At 68.0% G+C, this 20109-nt stretch carries 18 protein-coding genes; 7 read left to right on the plus strand and 11 right to left on the minus strand.

Annotated features, from left to right (window positions below):
• Positions 1 to 189: 189 nt before the first annotated feature.
• Entirely contained in the window at positions 190 to 912 is a 723-nt protein-coding gene (locus tag DCN14_RS02255) for an isochorismatase family cysteine hydrolase (protein ID WP_096500488.1), read from the plus strand.
• 288 nt (positions 913 to 1200) lie between these two features.
• Here the strand turns inward: DCN14_RS02255 and glmS are convergent, their stop codons facing one another.
• The gene (glmS, locus tag DCN14_RS02260) at positions 1201 to 3030 is read right to left on the minus strand and encodes a glutamine--fructose-6-phosphate transaminase (isomerizing) (RefSeq protein WP_096500486.1); all 1830 of its coding nucleotides are present in this window, start codon (positions 3028 to 3030) and stop codon (positions 1201 to 1203) included.
• A gap of 156 nt (positions 3031 to 3186) precedes the next feature.
• Here glmS and DCN14_RS02265 point away from each other — a divergent pair, with 156 nt between their 5' ends.
• On the plus strand, positions 3187 to 3678 hold the full coding sequence (locus DCN14_RS02265; protein ID WP_096500484.1) for an Lrp/AsnC family transcriptional regulator: 492 nt from the start codon (positions 3187 to 3189) through the stop codon (positions 3676 to 3678).
• 19 nt (positions 3679 to 3697) lie between these two features.
• On the opposite strand, the gene panB is transcribed toward DCN14_RS02265, so the two are convergent.
• Positions 3698 to 4549, minus strand: coding sequence for a 3-methyl-2-oxobutanoate hydroxymethyltransferase (panB, locus tag DCN14_RS02270; RefSeq protein ID WP_096500482.1), 852 nt, complete (start codon positions 4547 to 4549; stop codon positions 3698 to 3700).
• 77 nt (positions 4550 to 4626) lie between these two features.
• Between panB and DCN14_RS02275 the strand changes: the two genes are divergently transcribed.
• Positions 4627 to 5445, plus strand: a complete 819-nt coding sequence (locus DCN14_RS02275; protein WP_096500480.1) for a helix-turn-helix transcriptional regulator — start codon at positions 4627 to 4629, stop codon at positions 5443 to 5445.
• 53 nt (positions 5446 to 5498) lie between these two features.
• Here DCN14_RS02275 and DCN14_RS02280 read toward each other — a convergent pair whose 3' ends face one another.
• Complete coding sequence (locus DCN14_RS02280) at positions 5499 to 6038, minus strand: methylated-DNA--[protein]-cysteine S-methyltransferase (protein ID WP_096500478.1); 540 nt, start codon at positions 6036 to 6038, stop codon at positions 5499 to 5501.
• Entirely contained in the window at positions 6035 to 7504 is a 1470-nt protein-coding gene (locus DCN14_RS02285; protein WP_096500476.1) for an AlkA N-terminal domain-containing protein, read from the minus strand. The genes DCN14_RS02280 and DCN14_RS02285 overlap by 4 nt, the downstream gene beginning before the upstream one ends.
• A gap of 351 nt (positions 7505 to 7855) precedes the next feature.
• On the opposite strand from DCN14_RS02285, the gene DCN14_RS02290 reads away from it, so the two are divergent.
• The gene (locus tag DCN14_RS02290; RefSeq protein WP_096500474.1) at positions 7856 to 9148 is read left to right on the plus strand and encodes an MFS transporter; all 1293 of its coding nucleotides are present in this window, start codon (positions 7856 to 7858) and stop codon (positions 9146 to 9148) included.
• A 117-nt stretch (positions 9149 to 9265) separates the two neighbouring features.
• Here DCN14_RS02290 and DCN14_RS02295 read toward each other — a convergent pair whose 3' ends face one another.
• A complete protein-coding gene (locus DCN14_RS02295) occupies positions 9266 to 10369 on the minus strand; it encodes a LacI family DNA-binding transcriptional regulator (protein WP_096500472.1) in 1104 nt (367 codons plus the stop codon).
• Between the two features lie 87 nt (positions 10370 to 10456).
• On the opposite strand from DCN14_RS02295, the gene DCN14_RS02300 reads away from it, so the two are divergent.
• The gene (locus DCN14_RS02300) at positions 10457 to 11293 is read left to right on the plus strand and encodes an NAD(P)-dependent oxidoreductase (protein WP_096500470.1); all 837 of its coding nucleotides are present in this window, start codon (positions 10457 to 10459) and stop codon (positions 11291 to 11293) included.
• A 26-nt stretch (positions 11294 to 11319) separates the two neighbouring features.
• On the opposite strand, the gene DCN14_RS02305 is transcribed toward DCN14_RS02300, so the two are convergent.
• A complete protein-coding gene (locus tag DCN14_RS02305; protein ID WP_096500468.1) occupies positions 11320 to 11640 on the minus strand; it encodes a DUF1330 domain-containing protein in 321 nt (106 codons plus the stop codon).
• Positions 11641 to 11885: 245 nt separating this feature from the next.
• Entirely contained in the window at positions 11886 to 12353 is a 468-nt protein-coding gene (locus DCN14_RS02310) for a MerR family transcriptional regulator (RefSeq protein WP_096500466.1), read from the minus strand.
• Positions 12354 to 12430: 77 nt separating this feature from the next.
• On the opposite strand from DCN14_RS02310, the gene DCN14_RS02315 reads away from it, so the two are divergent.
• Positions 12431 to 13675: an NADH:flavin oxidoreductase/NADH oxidase family protein gene (locus DCN14_RS02315; RefSeq protein WP_096500464.1), complete on the plus strand. Its 1245-nt coding sequence runs from the start codon at positions 12431 to 12433 to the stop codon at positions 13673 to 13675.
• Between the two features lie 201 nt (positions 13676 to 13876).
• On the opposite strand, the gene DCN14_RS02320 is transcribed toward DCN14_RS02315, so the two are convergent.
• From DCN14_RS02320 to DCN14_RS02340, 4 genes are all read right to left on the minus strand, one after another.
• The gene (locus DCN14_RS02320; protein WP_096500462.1) at positions 13877 to 15994 is read right to left on the minus strand and encodes a TonB-dependent receptor; all 2118 of its coding nucleotides are present in this window, start codon (positions 15992 to 15994) and stop codon (positions 13877 to 13879) included.
• 36 nt (positions 15995 to 16030) lie between these two features.
• Positions 16031 to 17509, minus strand: a complete 1479-nt coding sequence (locus DCN14_RS02325) for a PepSY domain-containing protein (protein WP_096500460.1) — start codon at positions 17507 to 17509, stop codon at positions 16031 to 16033.
• 248 nt (positions 17510 to 17757) lie between these two features.
• Positions 17758 to 18246, minus strand: coding sequence for a hypothetical protein (locus tag DCN14_RS39100; RefSeq protein ID WP_096500557.1), 489 nt, complete (start codon positions 18244 to 18246; stop codon positions 17758 to 17760).
• Positions 18247 to 18607: 361 nt separating this feature from the next.
• Positions 18608 to 18931, minus strand: coding sequence for a DNA-binding protein (locus tag DCN14_RS02340; protein WP_096500458.1), 324 nt, complete (start codon positions 18929 to 18931; stop codon positions 18608 to 18610).
• 588 nt (positions 18932 to 19519) lie between these two features.
• Here DCN14_RS02340 and DCN14_RS02345 point away from each other — a divergent pair.
• Positions 19520 to 20107 (plus strand): LysE family translocator, encoded by a 588-nt coding sequence (locus DCN14_RS02345; RefSeq protein ID WP_096500456.1) that lies wholly within the window; start codon positions 19520 to 19522, stop codon positions 20105 to 20107.
• Positions 20108 to 20109 lie beyond the last annotated feature (2 nt).

A 20109-nucleotide genomic window follows, 5' to 3' on the forward strand; every position in this document is an offset into this window, starting at 1 on the left:
CCGCGATCTTCATGTGGATACGCCGCGGAGCCATGCGGTGGCGCGATGCGTTATCCGGCAATCCGCCGTCGCTTTGTGTCATGTCGATGCCGACACGGCACGTGAAAATAAGCGACACGTGGACGGCATGCCGGGTGGCGTGCCGGTGCGCGTGCCGGTTTCCCGCCGATCGAATTCTCTGGAGCGAGTATGAATCAGCCGCAATCCGGAAGCGTGTCGTACGACCCGTTGTCCGCCACCATTCCCGGGATCGATTTCGCGAATCGCACGGAGACCGCGCTCGTCGTCATCGACGTTCAGTACAACGACGCGGCGGCGGATCGCGGATGGGTGAAGGCGTGCGAGGCGGTGTCGCCAGGTTCGATGCGCTACTACGTCGAACGGCTCGAACATACGACGCTCCCGGCGATCCGGGCGTTGCTCGACGCGTTCAGGCAGACTCAGCGTCCGGTGGTGCACCTCGCGATCGGATCGGCTTACCGCGACATGCGGGATTGTCCGGCGCGCTTTCGCGCATGGACGCGCACGCTGGAAGCCGCGGCCGGCATCGAGGACATGTGGTGGACCGGCAATCCCGACTATGCATTCCGCGATGAGGTTGCGCCGCTGGAAGGCGAGACGGTGATACGCAAGACGACTCAGGGTGCGTTCAACGGCAGCGAGATTCAGAACGTTCTCGATCGCATGGGCGTGCGCAACCTGGTGTTGACCGGTGTTGTCACGAGCTGCTGCGTCGAGACGACGGCTCGGGATGCTGCCGATCGCGGTTTTGGCTGCGTCATGGTCTCGGATGCTTGTGCTGACACCGATGAAGCGATGCACGACGCGGCGCTGGCGAACTTCGCGCTTTATTTCGGCAAGGTGGTTGCGCGGGCCGACGATGTCGTACGGTCGGTGATCGACGGTCGCTGATTTCGAGGCGAGCCGGGTGCCCAGGCGACGGCGTTTCGACGGTGGCGGTGCGCCCGTGCACGCCGGATGACACATCGAGTAGATCGGAGCACGGTTGCTCGCGGAGGGTGGACCCATATCCGTGTGAATTTCAACCGCCTTGAACACGGAAATTCTGAAACCCCCTTCCGAGAGGTGCTGCGCACTAGTCCTATTAGTTGCCCTTAAGCCCCGTCCCGCTTGGGTTTTCGGGCGGTCAGAAAGGCTTAAGGATAACTATTAGAAGTTGCCACCTCGTGGCCGCCCCCCTCACTCCACCGTCACCGACTTCGCCAGATTCCTTGGCTTATCAATATCCGTCCCCCGAGCCAACGCCGCGTGATAAGCCAGCAATTGCATCGGCACCGTATGCAGAATCGGCGACAGCGGCCCGTAGTATTCGTTGAGCCGAATCACCTCGATCCCATCACCCGGCACCAACCCGCAGTCCACATCCGCGAACACAAAAAGCTTCCCATTTCGCGCACTGACCTCATGCATGTTCGACCGAAGCTTTTCCAGAAGCGCATCGTTCGGCGCCACCGCGATAACGGGCATCTCGTGACTGACCAACGCCAGCGGCCCATGCTTCAACTCCCCCGCGGGATAAGCCTCCGCGTGGATATACGAAATCTCCTTCATCTTCAGCGCGCCTTCCAGCGCGATCGGATAATGCATCCCGCGTCCGAGAAACAGCATGTTGTCGCGCCGCGCGAGCAGTTCCGACCAGCCCATGATCTGCGGCTCCAGCGCGAGCACTTTCGACATCGCATCGGGCAGATGCCGCAGCGCGCGTAGATGCGCGTTCTCCTCGTCGTCGCTCAACCGTCCGCGCACCTGCGCCAGCGACAAGGTCAGCAAGAACAACGCGACGAGCTGCGTCGTAAAAGCCTTCGTCGACGCCACCCCGATCTCGATCCCCGCGCGCGTGACGAACTGCAGCGCGCATTCGCGCATCAGCGCACTCGTCGCGACGTTGCAGATCGCGAGCGTATGCATCATCCCGCTGCGTTTCGCGACATGCACCGCGCCGAGCACGTCGGCCGTCTCGCCGCTTTGCGACACCGCGACGACGAGCGTGCGCGGATTCGGCACGCTGTCGCGATACCGAAACTCGCTCGCAATCTCCACGCTCGCGGGCAGCTTCGCGATGCTCTCGACCCAGTACTTGGCTGTCAGCGCCGCGTGATAGCTGCCGCCGCACGCGAGCAGCAACACCGAATCGACGTCGTTGAACACGCGCCACGCACCGTCGCCGAACAGCTCCGGCATGATCGACCCGACATCGAGCAACGTATCGGCCACCGCCTGCGGCTGCTCGAAGATTTCCTTCTGCATGTAATAGCGGTACGACCCGAGGTCGGCCGCACCGCTATGCGCGGCCACGCGCTGCACCGCACGTTCGACACGCTGGCCCGCTGCATCGACGATCCAGTAGCGATGGAGCTGAATATCGGCGACATCGCCGTTCTCGAGGTAAGCGATGCGATCGGTGATGCCCGACAACGCGATGGCATCCGACGCCAGGAAATTCTCGCCGTCGCCGACACCGACGACGAGCGGCATCCCGTCGCGCGCGCCGACGATCCGGTGCGGCTCGTCGCGGCACATCACCGCGATCGCGTAGCTGCCGCGCAGTCGCGCCACCGCGCGGCGCACCGCGTCGAACAGGTCGCCGTCGTATAGATGGTCGATGAGGTGCGCGATGGCTTCGCTGTCGGTCTGGCTTGCGAACACGTAGCCGTGCGCCTGCAACTCCGCGCGCAGTTGATCGCAGTTCTCGATGATCCCGTTGTGCGACAGCGCGATGCGGGCGTTGTCGTCGCTCGGCGAGAAGTGCGGATGCGCGTTGAGCGTGACGGGCGCGCCGTGCGTCGCCCAGCGCGTGTGCGCGATGCCGGTGTAGCCCGACAGCGCGTTTGCGGCGATCTCGCGCTGCAGGTTGGCGACGCGGTCGATGCTGCGTGCGCGGGCCAACGCGCGGTCACGGTAGACCACGACGCCGCACGAGTCGTAGCCGCGGTATTCGAGCCGCTTCAGCCCGTCGACGAGGTTCGGCAGGATGTCCCGCTGGGCAACCGCCCCGACAATTCCACACATATCGCGCTCCGTAAATGTCCTGTCTGGACCCGTGACAGCGATGGTAGAGGCGGGTGAATGGAATTAAATTTCAAAATACATCAATAAATGAAACGGACAGGTGATCGATTATTATGGTGAAATTAAATTTCACACCCTGACCGGAAGGAGCCGCCGATGGCCGGCATCACGCTCGACGATCTCGACCTGCGCATTCTCGCGATCCTGCAGGACGACGCGTCGATCTCGAACCTTGAGCTGGCCGAGCGCGCGTTGTCGTCGCCGCCGACCTGCATGCGCCGCGTGCGCCGGCTGACGGACGCGGGCGTGATCCGCCGGCAGGTCGCGGTGCTCGATCCGGTCGCGATCGGCACGGCCGTCACGGCGCTGATCGAGATCAGCCTCGACCGGCAGACGGCGGAGGACTACGACGCGTTCGAAGCCTACGTGTGCGCGGAGCCGGCGGTCACGCAGTGCTACCGCGTGTCGCCGGGGCCGGACTTCGTGGTGGTGGCCGATCTGGCCGACGTCGCCGAATACGACGAATTCGCGCGGCGGCTGTTCACCGGCGCATCGAACGTGCGCAACGTGCGGACGTTCTTCTCGACGCATCGCGCGAAGTTCGAGGCGAACGCGCGCGTCGCGCATGCGCTGCGCAAGCGCGCGTGATCGCCTCGCCGGCTCGACTTCAAGCCACGGTCGAGTCCGCCAGTTGCAGCGGCTTGCCATAGCCGAAGCAATGCGCGGGCTCGGGAAACGCGCGTTGCCGCACGTCGTGCGCGTACTGGCGGATCGCGTCGCGCATCACGGCGTTCACGTCGGCGTAGCGCTTCACGAAGCGCGGCGTGTACGCATCGAACGCGCCGATCATGTCCTCGGTCACGAGCACTTGCCCGTCGCAGGCGGGCGACGCGCCGATGCCGATGGTCGGAATCGACAGCGTCTCCGTCACGTGCCGCGCGAGCGCTTCGGCGGTGCCCTCGATGACGACGCTGAACGCGCCGGCGCGCTCGGCGGCGCACGCGGCATCGAACACCTGCGCGGCCGAGCGCGGGTCCATCCCCTGCGCGCGGAAGCCGCCGATCGCGTTTGCCTGCTGCGGCATGAGGCCGACATGGGCCATCACCGGAATGCCGCGATCGGTGAGGAAGCGGATCGTGTCGGCCATCTCGCTGCCGCCTTCGAGCTTCACGCCTTGCGCACCGGTTTCGGCGAGCAGGCGCGCGGCGGAGCGATAGGCCTGCGCGGGCGATTCCTGATAAGTGGAGAACGGCAGATCGACGACGACGCACGCCTGCGCGGCGCCGCGGACGACGGCCGCGCCGTGTGCAATCATCATGTCGAGCGTGACGCGCAGCGTATCGGGCATGCCGTACAACACCATGCCGACGGAGTCGCCGACGATGATCACGTCGGCCACCTCGTCGACCCGCTTCGCCATCGGCGCGGAGTAGGCGGTGAGCGACACGAGGCTGCCGATGCCTTTGGTCGAACGGATCGCGGTGACGGTCTTGCGGGTGGTGCGGGTATGGGCGCTCATGAACGGAAGCCGTGTGAAAGAAGAGCCGTCACGGTAGCATCGCGCTCGTTCGCGCAATGACCTTCGGAGGACGTCTTATGTTGCTGGCGGGACAACCGGCCGACCCTTACGCGGTGCCGCCGATGGCGCGCCTGCCGCGGCCGCTGTTCGTGCGCGCGTTCGAGATTCCCGGCAACGTGCATGTCGATGCGCACAGTCATCCGTGGGCGCAGCTGATGTATGCGACGCGCGGCGTGCTCGAGGTGTCGACGCCGTTCGGCCAGCATCTGCTGCCGCCGCACTATGCGATGTGGATTCCGCCGAACGTCCCGCATGCGGTGACGACGCGCGATTGCGTGGCGTTCCACAGCCTGTATCTCGACGCGGCGATCGCGCGCGACGATCCCCGCGACGATTGCACGATTCTCTGCATGACACCGCTGCTGCGCGAGCTGGTGATCGCCACGGGCGAGTTGCCGGTGAACTACGACGAAACGGGGCCGGACGGCGCGCTGGTGTGCCTGATCGCGGACCGTATCGCACGCATGCGGCCGGCGCCGCTGACGGTGCCGCTGCCGCGCGATGCACGGCTGATGAAGATCACCCGTGCGCTGCACGCATCGCCGGGCGATACGCGCAGTCTCGACGAATGGGGATATCAGGTCGGCGCGACGCGGCGCACGCTGTCGCGCCTGTTCCGGCAGGACACCGGGCTGTCGTTTACCGAATGGCGGCAGGCCGTGCGGCTGCTGGCCTCGTTGCCGCTGCTCGACGCGGGCGAGCCGATCGGTACGGTGGCCGCGCAGCTCGGCTACGACTCGACGTCGTCGTTCATCGCGCTGTTCCAGGCAAAGTTCCGCATGACGCCGGGCGCGTATGCGAAGCGGGAGGCACGGCGGCCGGTGCTGGACGGCTGAAGCGCAGCACCCGCGCCGCGCCGGCGCTCAATCGGAACGTCAGAACGAGAACGTCAGAACGCGAGCGACTGCTGCATCGTATGACGCTCGCCGCGTTGAAACCCGGCGCCTTCGAGCGACAGCAACGCGCGCTTGCGTTCGATCCCGCCCGCATACCCGGTCAGGCTGCCCGACGCGCCGATTACGCGATGGCACGGCACCATGATCGATACGGGATTGCGGCCGACCGCGCCGCCGACGGCGCGCGCGGCGCTCATCGGCAGCCCGACGCGTTCGGTGATGTCGCCGTACGACACGAGCGCCCCGAACGGAATCGCGAGCAATTGCTTCCACACGCTGCGCTGAAACGCGGTGCCGCGCAGGTGAATCGGCACCGAGAAGGTCTCGCGCGCGCCGGTGAAATACTCGGCGACTTCTTCCGCGACCTTGCGTGCGAGCGGCGATGCGTTGCGTGCGTCCGCATTCGCATCCGACGCGATCGCGAGCGACGGATAGTATTTCTGGCCGACGAAAAAAAGGCCCGTGAGCGCATCGTCCTCGATGCGGATGGCGATGTCGCCCAGCGGGCTCGGAATCAGATGGGCGGGAGTCATCGCGAAGCTTCTCCATGAAGGCGCCACACATGCAGTGCGGCATACGCGCGCCACGGTGCCCAGCGCGCGGTGTGCGGTTCGGTTGACGGAATGCGCGAACGATCGGCCCGCGCGGCGGGAAGCCACGCGTCGTCGGCGGGGAACGCGTTCGGCCAGCCCATCGCGCGCATCGCGACGTACTGCACCGCGCGTTCGTCGAAACCGGGCATCGCGCGCAACGCGGCGAGCGTCGCGTCGAGCGGCGCCATCGGTTCGAGCGCGAGCGTGCCGTCGGCAATCGCGCGTGCCAGCGACACGATCGCGCGCGCCGCATCACGGGCGATGCCGAGCGCTTCGAAGGCTGTCGGCGGTGCGCAAGCGAGCGTCGCGGCGCAGGGCAGTGCGTGCGTAAGCCCGGGCGGCGCGTGGTCCACCGGCGTGCCGAAGCGTTCGGCAACGCGCGCGAGTCGCGCGGCGGCGTGCGTTGCCGCCAGCTGCTCGCCCGCGATCGCGCGGATCGCAATCTCGAGCCCGTCGAATGCACCGGGCACGCGCAGGCCGGGCGAACCGTGCGCGAGTTCGCCGAGATGCGCGTCGATCACGTCAGGCCGGCTGTCGAGATCGAACAGCCGCCGCACGCGCGCGAGCACGGCCGGCACGACGGGCGTCAGCGCGGGCGATACGGTGACCGCGAGCGCGAACCGCTGCGGCACGTGCGTCACGGACAACCAGCCGGTGACCTCACCGCCGCCCTGTCCGTTCGGCAAAGCGACGACGCGCGCATAACCGTTCGCGTCGATCCGCTCGACGCCGTCGATCTGCCGCTGCGCGAGAAACCGCATCAGCTCGGCCCACGCGAACGGCGGCCGGTACGGCAGCGGGAACGTCATGTCGCCGCCGGCGGCCGCACCGGCGCCCTTGCGCAGGCGCAGCGGATTGAGGCCGTAGCGTTGCCGGAACAAGTCGTTGAAGCGCCGCACGCTGCCGAATCCGGCGGTCGACGCGACGATGGCCACCGGCAGCGCGGTGTCGGTCAGGAGGCGCTTGGCCATCAGCAGCCGGTGCGTCTGCGCGAATTCGACCGGCGACACGCCGAACTGCGCGGCGAAGATCCGGCGCAAATGGCGCTCGGTCACGCCGACCCGCCGCGCGAGTGCGTCGACCCCGTGTTCGTTCAGGAAACCGTCCTCGATCAGCGTGGCGGCCGCATCGGCGAGATTGCCGGACAGGTCGAGCAGCCCGTGACCGGGCGCGAGCTCGGGCCGGCAGCGCATGCACGGCCGGAAGCCGGCCTTCTCGGCCGCGGCGGCGGTCGGGTAGTAGCGGCAGTTCTGCGCCTTCGGCGGCTTCACCGGACAAACGGGGCGGCAATACACGCCCGTCGTCGACACGCCGACGAAGAACCAGCCGTCGAAGCGGCGGTTCCGCGAGAGCAGGGCGTCGTAGCAGGTGTCGGGATCGAGGCGCATGCGACGACTGTAAACCATCCGCGCCGCCGATTCTGGCTGGAATCGGACATGTGTATCGGCTGGCGCTGCCGCGTCATGGCCTCGTTCTCGCCCCGTTTCCGCGCAAGACAATCGCGGAAAAACGTTTAATGCCAATCTACGAAACAGTCGTCTCTTTTTGCGCGGCCCGATTTGAGACGACTCATCGAAATCCCCGACTGACAGGTCACCGGTGCCCGCCCTATTCTCTGAAAAACGTTTTCCAGACATCGACAGGCGACCGGCCGTGCCACCAGCGTGGCGCGCCGCCGCCCGCCCGGCGCCCGCCGCCGGTCACGGACACGCATCATCCAGCGGCGCGACGGGCGCAGCCGCGCATCGGAGACACTCATGCAATCTGCCGTCGTCGGCGCCGTGCGCGCCGCGGCCAGCCGCTACCGCTGGACCGTCTGCGCACTGCTGTTCTTCGCGACCGTCATCAACTACATGGATCGGCAGATCCTCGGCCTGCTCGCGCCGATGCTCCAGCACGACATCGGCTGGAGCCAGGTGCAGTACGGCCGCATCGTGATGGCGTTTTCCGCGTTCTACGCGATCGGGCTGCTCGGCTTCGGCCGCATCGTCGACTGGCTCGGCACGCGCATCTCGTATGCGGTCGCGATGCTGGTGTGGAGTATTGCCGCGGTGCTGCACGCGGCGGTCGGCTCGGTGATGGGCTTCGCCGCGGTGCGCGCGCTGCTCGGGATCGGCGAGGGCGGCAACTTCCCGGCCGCGATCAAGACGACGGCCGAATGGTTTCCGCGCCGCGAACGCGCGCTGGCGACCGGCATCTTCAACTCGGGCGCGAACATCGGCGCGGTGTTCGCGCCGGCGATCATCCCGGCGATCGCGGTGGCCTACGGCTGGCGCGCGGCGTTCGTGATCATCGGCGCGATCGGCATCGTGTGGCTCGCGGTGTGGCTGGTGATGTACCGCACGGCCGACACGCGCGCGCTCGCCGCCGAATACGACGAGCCGCGCGACGAAGCCGAAGCGCTCGACGCGGCGAACGCGGACGCCGGCGCGCCGCGCTGGAGCGAGCTGATCCGCAAGCGCGAGACGTGGGCGTTCCTGATGGGCAAGTTCCTGACCGATCCGGTATGGTGGTTCTACCTGTTCTGGCTGCCGAAATGGCTCAACGAGTCGCGCGGGATGGACATGCAGCATATCGGCCTGCCGCTCGTGTGCATCTATGCGCTGACGACGGTGGGCAGCATCGGCGGCGGCTGGCTGTCGTCGGTGCTGCTGCGCGCGGGCTGGAGCGTGAACGGCGCGCGCAAGACGGCGATGCTGATCTGCGCGTGCTGCGTGCTGCCGATCGCGTTCGTGTCGCAGGTGCAGAGCCTGTGGATCGCGGTGCTGATCGTCGGCCTCGCCGCGGCGGCGCACCAGGGCTGGTCGGCGAACCTGTTCACGACCGCGTCCGACCTGTTCCCGCGCCGCGCGGTCGCGTCGGTGGTCGGCATCGGCGGGATGGCCGGTTCGATCGGCGGCGTGCTGTTCTCGGAAGTGATCGGCCAGGTGCTGCAACGCACGGGCCATTACTGGGTGCTGTTCGCGATCGGCGCGCTGGCCTATCTGCTCGCGCTGGCCGTCATGCACGTGCTCACGCCGAAGATGAAGCCCGCGAAGCTCGACGCGTAATCGCGGCCCGAACATGAACGCGCCGCCTCGAAGGCGGCGCATTTGCTTTGGCACGCAAGGGCGCGGGACGACGCGAGCGTGGCGCGCTTCGACGGCCTCAATCGATCTCGATCGACCTCAACCGGCCTCGGCCGTCGATGCGCGCACGATGAGCCGCGGCTCGAACGTCGAATAGCTCGCGTCGGTGCGGCCGGCGAGTGCGTCGATCAGCTTTTGCATCGCGAGTTCGCCCATGTTCTCGCTCTGGATGTCGATGGTGGTCAGCGCGGGCGCGGCGTACTGGCCGTACGGCACGTTGTCGATGCCGGCCACCGACACGTCCTGCGGCAGCCGGAACCCGAGCGATGCGGCTTCCTTCATGAAGCCGAGCGCGATCAGGTCGTTGTAGCAGATCACGGCCTGCGGGCGCTGCGGCCCGAGCATCACGCGCGAGCACGCGCGCTCGCCGGCTTCGGCGGTCGGCGCATGCGCGTCGTGCACGTCGAGCGTGAGCCCCGCTTCGGCGAGACAGTCGCGCGCGCCCTGGATCCGTTCGTCGTTCACGCGCGCGGTGCCGAAGCCGAGGTACGCGATGCGCGTGTGGCCGAGATTGAGCAGGTGGCGCGCGAGCATGTAGGTGGCGAGCCGGTTGTCGATGCCGACGCTCGGAATCGGCAGGCCGGGGCTGCGCCGCAGCAGCACGAGCGGCTTGTGGAGATCGAGCATCCAGCCGGCTTCCTCGTCGGGCATCCGCGTGCTGACGATCAGCCCGTCGACGCGCTGCGCGAGCGCCTCGATCAGCGAGCGTTCGCGCGCCTGGCTCTCTTCGGTGTCGACCAGCAGCAGCGTGTAGTCGTGCTGGAGCGCGACGCGGTTCGCGCCTTTGACGACGTTCGTGAAGTGCGGGTTGCTGATGTCGAGGATCACGACGCCGATGGTGCGCGTGCGCCCGGTGATCATCGAGCGCGCGAGCGGGTTCGAACGGTAGCCGAGCCGCTCGATCGCCTCCTTGAGCCGCGCTTCGACGGTCGGCGAAAAGCGCTGCGTGCCGTTCACGTACTTGGATACCGTCGCGACCGACACGCCGGCTTCCGCGGCCACGTCGCGGATCGTCGGGGAAACTTTTTTCATCGGGAGGGTAACGTTTTCGTTAGCTTGCCCCGGATTGTGGCAGAAAAAGCCGGCGTCCGGCCGTCGGCCCATATCGGGAAAGTGCGGATGGCAGGGAGCAGGTTCGACCATTGACGTTCGGCTTTTTTCCCGCGTATAGTTGGAAAACGTTTTCCGCCTTTCGGTACATCCCAGGACAGATTCAAGGAGACACACTCGATGAACGCCTCATCCACCGGTGCGCGCAAGCCGTTCGGGCGCCTGCTGCTGACCGGCGCGGCCGGCAACCTCGGCCGCCAGGTGCGCGGCGCGCTGGCGAACTGGGCCGACGTCGTGCGCGTGAGCGACATCGCGGCGCTGGACGACGCGGCCCCGCACGAAGAAACCCGGGTCGTCGACCTGGCCGACCGCCCGGCGGTGATGGATCTGGTCGACGGCGTCGACGCGATCGTTCACCTCGGCGGCATTTCGATCGACGCGCCGTTCGACGATCTCGTCGATGCGAACATCACCGGCACGTACAACCTGTACGAAGCCGCGCGCAAGCACGGCGTGAAGCGGATCGTGTTCGCGAGCTCGAATCACGCAATCGGTTTCCATCCGGTCACGGACGTGCTCGACGCCGATGCGCCGCTGCGTCCGGACAGCCTGTACGGCGTGACGAAATGCTTCGGCGAGTCGCTGTCGCGGTACTACTTCGACCGCTTCGGCATCGAGACGGTCTGCCTGCGGATCGGCTCGTCGTTCGAGGTGCCGAAGAATCCGCGCATGCTCGTGACGTTCCTGAGCTACCGCGACTTCATCGAACTCGTGCGCTGCTCGCTGCTGACGAACCGCGTCGGCCACGCGATCGTCTACGGCGTGTCGGACAACCCGGTGAAGTGGTGGGACAACACCAAGGCCGGCTTCCTCGGCTTCCGGCCGCAGGACAGCTCCGAGCAGTTCGCCGAGCTGTTCCCGGTGACCGCCCCGACCGCCGAGTACGACGACGCCACGCAGCGGTATCAGGGCGGCGGGTTCGTCGTCGGCGAGCCGATGGCGCGCAAGGCGACGTAATCGCGCGGCACCCGATGCGGCGTGGATCAGCGCAGGATGTCCGTTGCCTTGTGCCGCGCGTCCACGCCGTCGATCAGGATCAACGGGCCGCTCGCGTGTCGCGCGCGCAGCGGCTGAATCTTCCGGTACGCATCCGATTCGTACCATGCGCGCGCCGTGTCGAGATCGGGGAACGCGATCGCGATCAGGTCGCCGCGCCATTCCCCTTCGCGCACCTCCGGCCGCGCGCCGTGAATGACGAAATGGCCGTCGAACGGCGCGAGCGTGCCGTCGATGCGTTCGAGGTATTCGACGATGTCGTCGCACATCCGGACGTCGTGCAGGTGGGCGATGGCGTAGGCGGTCATGGCGGGCTCCGTGGTGTCGATACGGCTCGTTGATCGGTCGAGCCATGATCGGCGCGCGTGCTGCGCGCGTCGATTACCTGCGACGTAAGCGAATTTCCTCCAGGCCTCGCGCCATCGCCCGGGTTTTTTTACCGTGCACGCCGGCAATGTCTCTTGCCGATGCGGTGCGCGTGGGCACGCTACGCACCACCCGATCATGCGTCGACAGCACGGCGGACCAATCACGATCGCCCGTGCCGACGCACTTACGCGCGCTTTCGTACCGGCCGTGGCGGCGATGCCGGCACGGGCGCGGGCTCCGGCTCCGCCGCCTCCTTGCACAGCTTGTCGAGCATGCGCTGTGCGGCGGCCGAACAATCCTCGCCCGCCGGCTTGTTCGCGATCTCGTCGATCAGCGCCTGCAGATTGCGCCGGTTCTGCGCGAGACGCTGCTCGAGCAGCGCGATTTCATCGACCTTGTGCCGCAGCGCGTGCAGCAGCTCGTCGTGCGGCCATGCGCCGAGATCGGGCGGCAGCAGCGCGCGGATCTCGTCGAGCGCGAAACCCGCGCGTTGCGCGCGGTCGATGATCGCGAGCCGCGTCAACGCATCCGGCCCGTATTCCCGATAACCATTCGCCTGTCGGCGGGCCGGTTCGAGCAGGCCGCTCGCTTCGTAGAAGCGGATGCGCGACGCCGCGAGGCCGCTGGCCCGTGCCAGTTCGCCGATTTTCATGTTGGACTCCAAAGGGGCTTGACCTTGAAGCTGACTTTAAAGTTATGGTTGGGCATCGTCAATCGAGGAGATCCACCTTGAACCTGTTTGCGCCCCTGACACTGCCCAATGGCGCGGTGATTCCGAACCGGCTCGCCAAGGCCGCGATGGAAGAGAACATGGCCGATGCGGATCACGCGCCGTCCGACGCGTTGCTGCGCCTGTACCAGGCGTGGGCCGACGGCCGGGCCGGCCTGATCCTGACCGGCAACGTGATGGTGGACGGTCGCGCGATGACCGGCCCGAACGGCGTCGTGCTCGACAGCGCGGCCCACCTCGACCGCTTCCGGCGGTGGGCGCAGGTGTCGCGCTCCGGCGGCGCGCAGGTGTGGATGCAGATCAACCATCCGGGGCGCCAGATGCAGGCGGCGCTCGGCCAGACGACGCTCGCGCCGTCGGCCGTGCCGCTCGCGCTCGGCGCGCTGTCGAAGCAGTTCCCGGTGCCGAAGGAAATGACGGAGGCCGATATCGCCGACGTGCAGCGGCGCTTCGTGCGCGCCGCGCAGCTTGCCGAGCAAAGCGGCTTCACCGGCGTGCAGATCCACGCGGCGCACGGCTACCTGCTGAGCCAGTTCCTGTCGCCGCTCGCCAACCGCCGGCAGGACGCGTGGGGCGGCAGCATCGAGCATCGCGCGCGGTTGCTGCTCGACATCGTGCGGGAGGTGCGCGCGACGGTGTCGCCCGCGTTCGCCGTGGCGGTGAAGCTGAATTCGGCCGATTTCCAGCGCGGCGGCTTCAGTGCGGACGATGCGAAGCGCGTGGTCGAACTGCTGAATCCGCTCGGCGTCGATCTCGTCGAACTGTCGGGCGGGAGCTACGAAGTGCCGGCGATGCAGGGCGAGGCGCGCGACGGCCGCACGCTGGCCCGCGAAGCGTATTTCCTCGAATTCGCGCGGGACATCACGGCCGTCGCGCGCATGCCGCTGATGGTCACGGGCGGCATTCGCCGCCGCGCGGTGGCCGAAAAGGTGGTCGACAGCGGCGTGGCGATGGTCGGCATCGCGACCGCGCTGTCGATCGAGCCGAACCTGCCGCGCGACTGGCAGGCCGGCAAGGATAGCGCGCCGGTGCTGCAGCCGATCCGCTGGAAGAACAAGGCATTGGGCGCGCTGGCGAACATGGCGGTGGTCAAGTTCCAGCTCGCGCGGTTGAGCGTCGGGCGGCGCACGCATCCGGACGTGTCGCCGCTGCGCGCGCTGGTGTCGCAGCAGCTCGCCGCGCAGTGCCAGACGCGGCGCTACCGGAAGTGGATGGCACGCCGCGCGGCCGCGCCGCGCGCGTGACGTGCATGCGTGTCCGGCGCACCAGGATCCGTCCGCGGGCGAGACCGCGGACGCGTCGTCGAAAGCCGCCGCGCTGAATCCGCTGCCGCTGGGCACCCACGCAAGGGCATGACGCATTCACGGTGACGCGACATTCGACGGCCCGCCGCCGCGCGTGCGCCGACGGGCCGCCGTGCCAGGGCGCCACCGCGCCGCGCGGCGTCAGAACCGGTAGTTCGCGAGCACTTCGAACCGGCGGTCGTTGCCGAGCAGATACTGCGTCTCGTTGTAGTACGCGGACTGCACGTAGCGCCGGTTGAACACGTTGTAGGCGCGCGCGGTGATCGTCGTGTCCTTGCGCGGCTTCCACGCAAGCCCGAGGTCGACGTTCGTGTACGACGGCATCACGAGCGTGTTGGCCGTGTCGGCAAAGCGCTTGCCGACGTACTTGATACCGGCGATGCCGGTCCAGTCCGGCGCGAAGCGCCAGCTCACCCACAGGTTCGCGAGCCGCTGCGGCACCGACACCGGCACGTTGCCCGCACGCGAGACGGTCGTGCCGCCGGACGCCTGCTGGAAGTCGTCGTATTTCGCGCGCAGGATCGACACGTTCGCGTCGACGCGCCAGTCTCTCGCGATTTCCGCGCCGACTGTCGCCTCCAGCCCGCGCGACGATTGCCGGCCGACCTGGATCGACTGGTTCGGGTTCAGCGGATCGGCCGTCACGAGGTTGTCCTTCACGATCCGGTAGGCGGCCAGCGTCCATTCGGCCTTGCCGCCGAGGAGCGACTGCTTCACGCCGATCTCGATCTGACGGCCGGTCGCGAGCGTGAAATTCGCCTTCGACGCATTCAGCGACAGCAGCGAGGTGATCGGATCGGCCGCGACCGAATACTGCCCGTACACGGCGAGACCGGGGCGCACGTCGTACACGGTGCCAAGGCGCCAGCCCGTGTTCGCGAACACTTTCGTGAACGCGCCGCCGTTCACGAGATCGTCGCGGTTCACGCTTGCATGGTCGTAGCGCAACCCGCCGATCACCGACCAGCGCGGCGTGATTTCGAGCCGGTTCTCCGCGAACAGCGCGTACTGGTTCGCCTGGCTGCGGTACTTCGGATACGTGCCGGCCACGTTGATGAAGCTGCCCGGATCGAAGCCGAACGGATCGACCGTCGACGTGCCCGAATACGGCGAATTGTTGTCGTGCCGGAACGTCGTGTGGTTGAACTCCGCGCCCGCCGAGAACGTGTTGCGCATCCCGAGCAGCAGGCCGGTCGCGGTGGCCGTCGTCACGTTGCCGTACTGCTGCTGGTCGTGGAAGATTTCGGTGTAGCTGCTGCGCTGGACCTGCGCGCTCGACGGCAGGTACGCGTAGTACTCGGCATCCTTCCAGTGGCGATTGCTCTGCATCCGGTACAGCGTGCTCGTCACGTTCAGGCCGTCGCTCGGCTGCCAGTTCGCCGACACCGTCGCCCAGCTGTCGCGGAACGCGATGTCGCTGTCGCCGACGTTGTAGTTCTTCCCGTCGAGCGCGCGATCGCGCGCGCCGTTCACGAGCGGCACGCCGAAATACTGCATCGGATGCTGGAAGCCCTGCGCGTACGACGCCGTCACGTACAGGTCCGGCGTCACGTCGTAGCGCAGCGCGCCCGAGATCGACAGATTGCGCGAATCGCCGCGATCGACCCAGTTCGCCGAGCGGTTGCCGCTGATGTCGAAGCGGTACGACAGCGCGTCGTCGATCGCGCCGCCGCTGCCGAACGCGACGCGCGCCGTGCGTTCGGTGCCGCCGCCGACCTGCAGCTCGTTGCGGATCGGCGTGCGGGTCGGCTTCTTCGGGACGATGTTCACGACGCCGCCGATCGCGCCTTCGCCGTAGATCACCGAAGCGGGGCCGCGCAGCACGTCGATATGGTCGACCGACCACGTGTCGAACGGAAAGGTGACGCCGATGGCGCCATATGGGCGTACGCCGTCGTAGAGTTGCGTAACCGACGACGCGCCGACGAAGCCGCGCGCGCCCAGCTCCGAGTCGCCGTTGCCGGGATGCGGCGAGGCGCTGATGCCGGCAGCGCGGCTCACCGCATCGACGATCGAACTGTCGCCGCGCGTGTCGAGCGTCGCGCGGTCGAGCCGTTCGACGCTTGCGGGCGTTTCGAGCGGCGTCAGGTCGAGGCGGCTGCCGGTATCGAGCGGCCGCTGCAGCGGCGCGACCTTGCGCGCATCGACGCGGATCGGCTCGAGCATCGTGCCGGCGCCGTCGACGCCGCTTTCCTGTGCCTGCCCGAGCGGTGCAAAGGCCGCGAGCGCGGCGGCGGGCAGCATCAATCTGAACTTCATGTTTCGGATTCCTTGAAAGGGGGCGTCGTTCGACGATCAGGCTGCCGCGCGCGTCGCGCGGCCGAACAGCAGGCGGTCGATTGACCACACCGCGACGATCGTCAACCCCGTCAGCGGAAACACGATGCCGAGCAGCACGAGCCCCGCGATCCAGCCGCGCATCGGCGGCGCGCCGCGTTCGCGCGACGGCGCGCCGAGTTTTCCCGCCGGGCGGCGCTTCCACCACATCACCGTGCCCGTGACGGCCATCGCGGCCAGCCCGAGCGACAGCACCGCGCAGACGATCTGGTTCGCGAGCCCGAAGTAGCGGCCCATATGCAGCGACGTGCCGTACGACACGGCCTGCGATACCGCGCCGTAGTCCGCGTAGCGGATGTCCTGCAGCACCGCGCCGCTGTACTGGTCGATGGCGATCGTGCGCTCCGCCTTCGGGTCGGCCGGGAAGTACGACGCGGTGAATACGCCGTCGGGGCCCGACGGCAGCGCGAGCGTGTAGCCGCTCGTCACGCCGAGCCCGGCGACGATCGCGATCGCGCGCGCGAGCGGCAGCGGCGCGGACGATGCCGGCGCCGACGGCGAATCCGGAACGGGCACGTTGCCGACCGCCCACGGCGTTTGCGGCAACGGCAGGTCGTCCATCACCATGCCTGGCATCGATTCGCCGGATGCGTGATGGTGATGGCCGGCCGGCGCCGCGGGCCGTGCCGGTGCGGGCGCGGCAGCCGACGCCGCCGCGCCCGGGCGCGTCGAACGCGTCGATCCGCCGCCCCATGCGCCCGGCGGCGCGCCGAGGTTCACGGTGGCGGCCAGCGCCTTGAAGTTCTTGCCCCACGAACCCGACCACGGCAACCCGGTCAGGATGAATGCGACCGTGCCGGCCGCGAGCCAGATGCCGGCTGTCGCGTGGATGCTTTTCCACAGCGGCCTGCCGCGCAGCGACAGGTCGGGCCGCAGTGCGCGGCCCACGCGCGCGGCGCCGCGCGGCCACCACAGCGCGATGCCGGTGCCGATCATCACGAAGGTCCAGCATGCGGCGAGTTCCATCAGCAACTCGCCGGTCTTGCCGAGCAGCAGCTTGCGATGCAGCATCCGGTCGACCTGCATGAAGCGTTGCTCGACGCTCAGCGTGCCGAGCACGCTGCCGTCGTACGGGTTCACGTACACGCTCTCGCGGCTGCCGTCGCGCAGCCGGAACACGTATTCGGCGCTGCGCTCGGGCGCGGTGGAAACCTGCGCCGAAACCGGCGTCGCGCCGGCCGGCAGCGCGGTGCGCGCCTTCGCGAGCAGCGTGTCCGGATCGAGTCGCGGCGTCGCGCGCGGTTCGACGATCAGCCGGTGCGGATACAGCAGCGGCTCGATTTGCGGCTGGAAGCAGTAGAGCGTGCCCGTGATCGCGAGGATCACGAGAAACGGCATCACGAACAGGCCGGCATAGAAATGCCAGCGCCAGAGCGTCCGGTAACCGGCGCTGGCGGAACGGGCGGGCGACAGGGCCCGCTCGACGGTGGTCGACATGGTGTCAGCTCCTCGGGTTCGTCGCTCGGTCGGGCCGGCACGGGCCGGCCGCCGTCGACGCGCGGCGCACCCGCGTGCGCACGGCGGCGGAACGGACGACGGCACGTCATGCGCGGCCGGTCATGGCGCGCATGGCGACGTCGCCCGGGCGGCGGGCGCAGTCGGGTGATCGCTTGAATCGGATGGGATGAAACGATCGGCGTGACGAGCCGCGCACGTCGACGTGCGCGGGCCGTCAGGCGAAACGGTCAGCAGAATAGGGGAGGCGCGCGGGAGGGCGGGCGGTCGTCGAATATCGACCGCACGGCGCGAGGGATGTCGAAGCGAATCCGGAACCGCCGCGGCGCCGCGGCGGGAAACAGTAGCACCAGCACCGCGAACGACGCCAGCGCCGTGAACAGCGCCGCGCCGAATGCGCAGAGGCCGTCGTCGTCGCCGGCGGACGATGCTGCGTTGCCGACGTGTGCGCCATGCTTCAGCGCGTCGGCGAGCGCGAACGCATCGTTGGCCGGCGTGATCGGCGCACCCGCGTCGAAACGGGCGGCGAGTGCCGCCACGTCGACGATCAGCGGGCCGCGCCCCGAACACAGCACCACCGAGCCCGCATCCGGACCGTCCGGATCGAGCATCACGGCGCCCGACATCAGCGCGCGGGACAGCAGCGTGACGAGGAGGACACCCCACAGAAGCTGTCGCGCGACGCCTTGCCGGAGCAGGAAGCGGCGAAGTGCGTTCATGGCGCGCGATTGTACATCCGATTGGCTGGCGGCCCGGTTGCGGCGCCGGGAAGCGGGGGGCCGTGGAGGGCGTTCAGCGGCGTCGTCGTTGCCGTCTTCGTCCTGGTTCTCGCCTTCATCGGCCAGCAGGCCGGAGAGCTCGGCGGCCGACAGGCGCCGCATCGCCCGTTCGACGTCGCGATCGGAGCGGCGATCGTTCGGGTCGAGAGTCTTCCGGGCCTTGCGTCCGTACTGCTGCACGAAGACGCCGGGTTCGCCGGCCAGCCGGGATGTCCGGTTCCGGACGCTCATCCGGCGCGGTCATCGGGCATGCGCGCGTCTCCGTGGCCGTTCGTCGTCGAGATCGACGCTGCGCGCCGGTTCAGACCGGATACGCATCGTCGACCTTCAGGTTCGCGAGCCGGAACAGCGTGCGCAGCGTCTGCGGATGGATGTCGCGGCGCGCGGCGAGCGACGTCAGCATGAAGTCGAGCACCTTCGCGTAGCGCAGCAGCACGAGGCAGCGCGTGAGATCGGCGGTGCCGCCGCGCATGTCTTCGGCGAGCCGGACCATCTGGCCGGACAGCGTGCGCGCCATGTCCAGTTCCATCTGCTGCTTGTCGGTCCAGTCGGGCAGCGGTTGTTCGAGCAGCTTTGCGAGAAAGAGCTGGAACGACGTATCGGACGAGTTGGGCAGCGCATCCATGGAAAGCCTCGTTGCTTCGCGGTGTTCGTGGCCGCGCCGATCGGCGGCGCGGCTTGCATGACAAACGGGATGCAGGTTCCGTACCAGCGCCGCGATCCGATTGTTGAGCAATGTTGACGCACGTCGCGGCGTTGGTCGTCGCGTCGCGCCGAGACTGGCTCGCGCGGAAAATCGAGGCGGCCGTCCATACGCGTCGCGACGCGGCGCGCGCGGGTGCGGCGGCGGTCGAACGAATGAAATGCTTCAACGATGTAACGTAACGCAGGCGCAAAACGGGCTTCGTGTTTCTGTCGGCGACGGGCAGGAAGGCCGCGATCGGGCGGTTCGCGCGGCATCCGCGCGGCGCCGGGCGCGGCGGCCCGCGACGCCCGGCGCGTGACGGCGGCATGCCGCCACGCGCACGCGCCGGATGTTTCATAACCGAGACAGTCCGGACGCGCCGGCCGCCGTGACGGATGCAACGTCATGCGCAGGCATGCGCAGGCATGCGCTTCGCCCAACTGGCCCAGCGAATTGCCGGCCAATTGGCCATGGGCAACTGCCGCGCATGTGCGAACAATCGACCGCTCATCCCCCGCGAGGTTCGACATGAGCGTCCATGCCTTTTTCTCCGCCAACCTGCTGCTGGCTTACACGGCCTATTTCGTCGGCACGGCCAGCCCGGGCCCGAGCAATCTCGCGATCATGTCGGTCGCCGCGAACCACGGCCGCAAGGCGGCGCTCGTATTCGCGCTCGGCGTGTCGGCGGCGCTGCTCGCGTGGTCGAAGCTGCTGGTCGCGATCAAGCTGTTCGGCGGCGTGTACCTGCTGTGGCTCGCGTTCAAGTCGGGCCGCACCGCATGGTCGCCCAATGCGGCGGCGACGCTGAAGACGACGCCCGGGCAGCGGCTGTCGCGCTTCTACGCGCGCGGCGCGATGCTGCACCTGACGAATCCGAAAGCCATCCTGGTGTGGGTGTCGATCGTCGCGCTGTCGTCGAACGGTTCGGGCGCGTCGCACGGCGCGGTCGTGCCGGGCTGCATCGCGATCGGCTGCATGGTGTTCGGCGGGTATGCGCTGGTGTTCTCGACCGATGGTGCGCGCCGGTTGTACGTGCGCGGCCGGCGGGCGATGGAAGCGTGCCTGGCGGTGGTGTTCGGTCTGGCGGGGATCCGGCTGCTCGCATCGAACGTCTGAAC

Origin of the sequence: Burkholderia sp. IDO3, from assembly GCF_003366075.1 — a bacterium.
GTDB classification, from domain to species: domain Bacteria; phylum Pseudomonadota; class Gammaproteobacteria; order Burkholderiales; family Burkholderiaceae; genus Burkholderia; species Burkholderia anthina.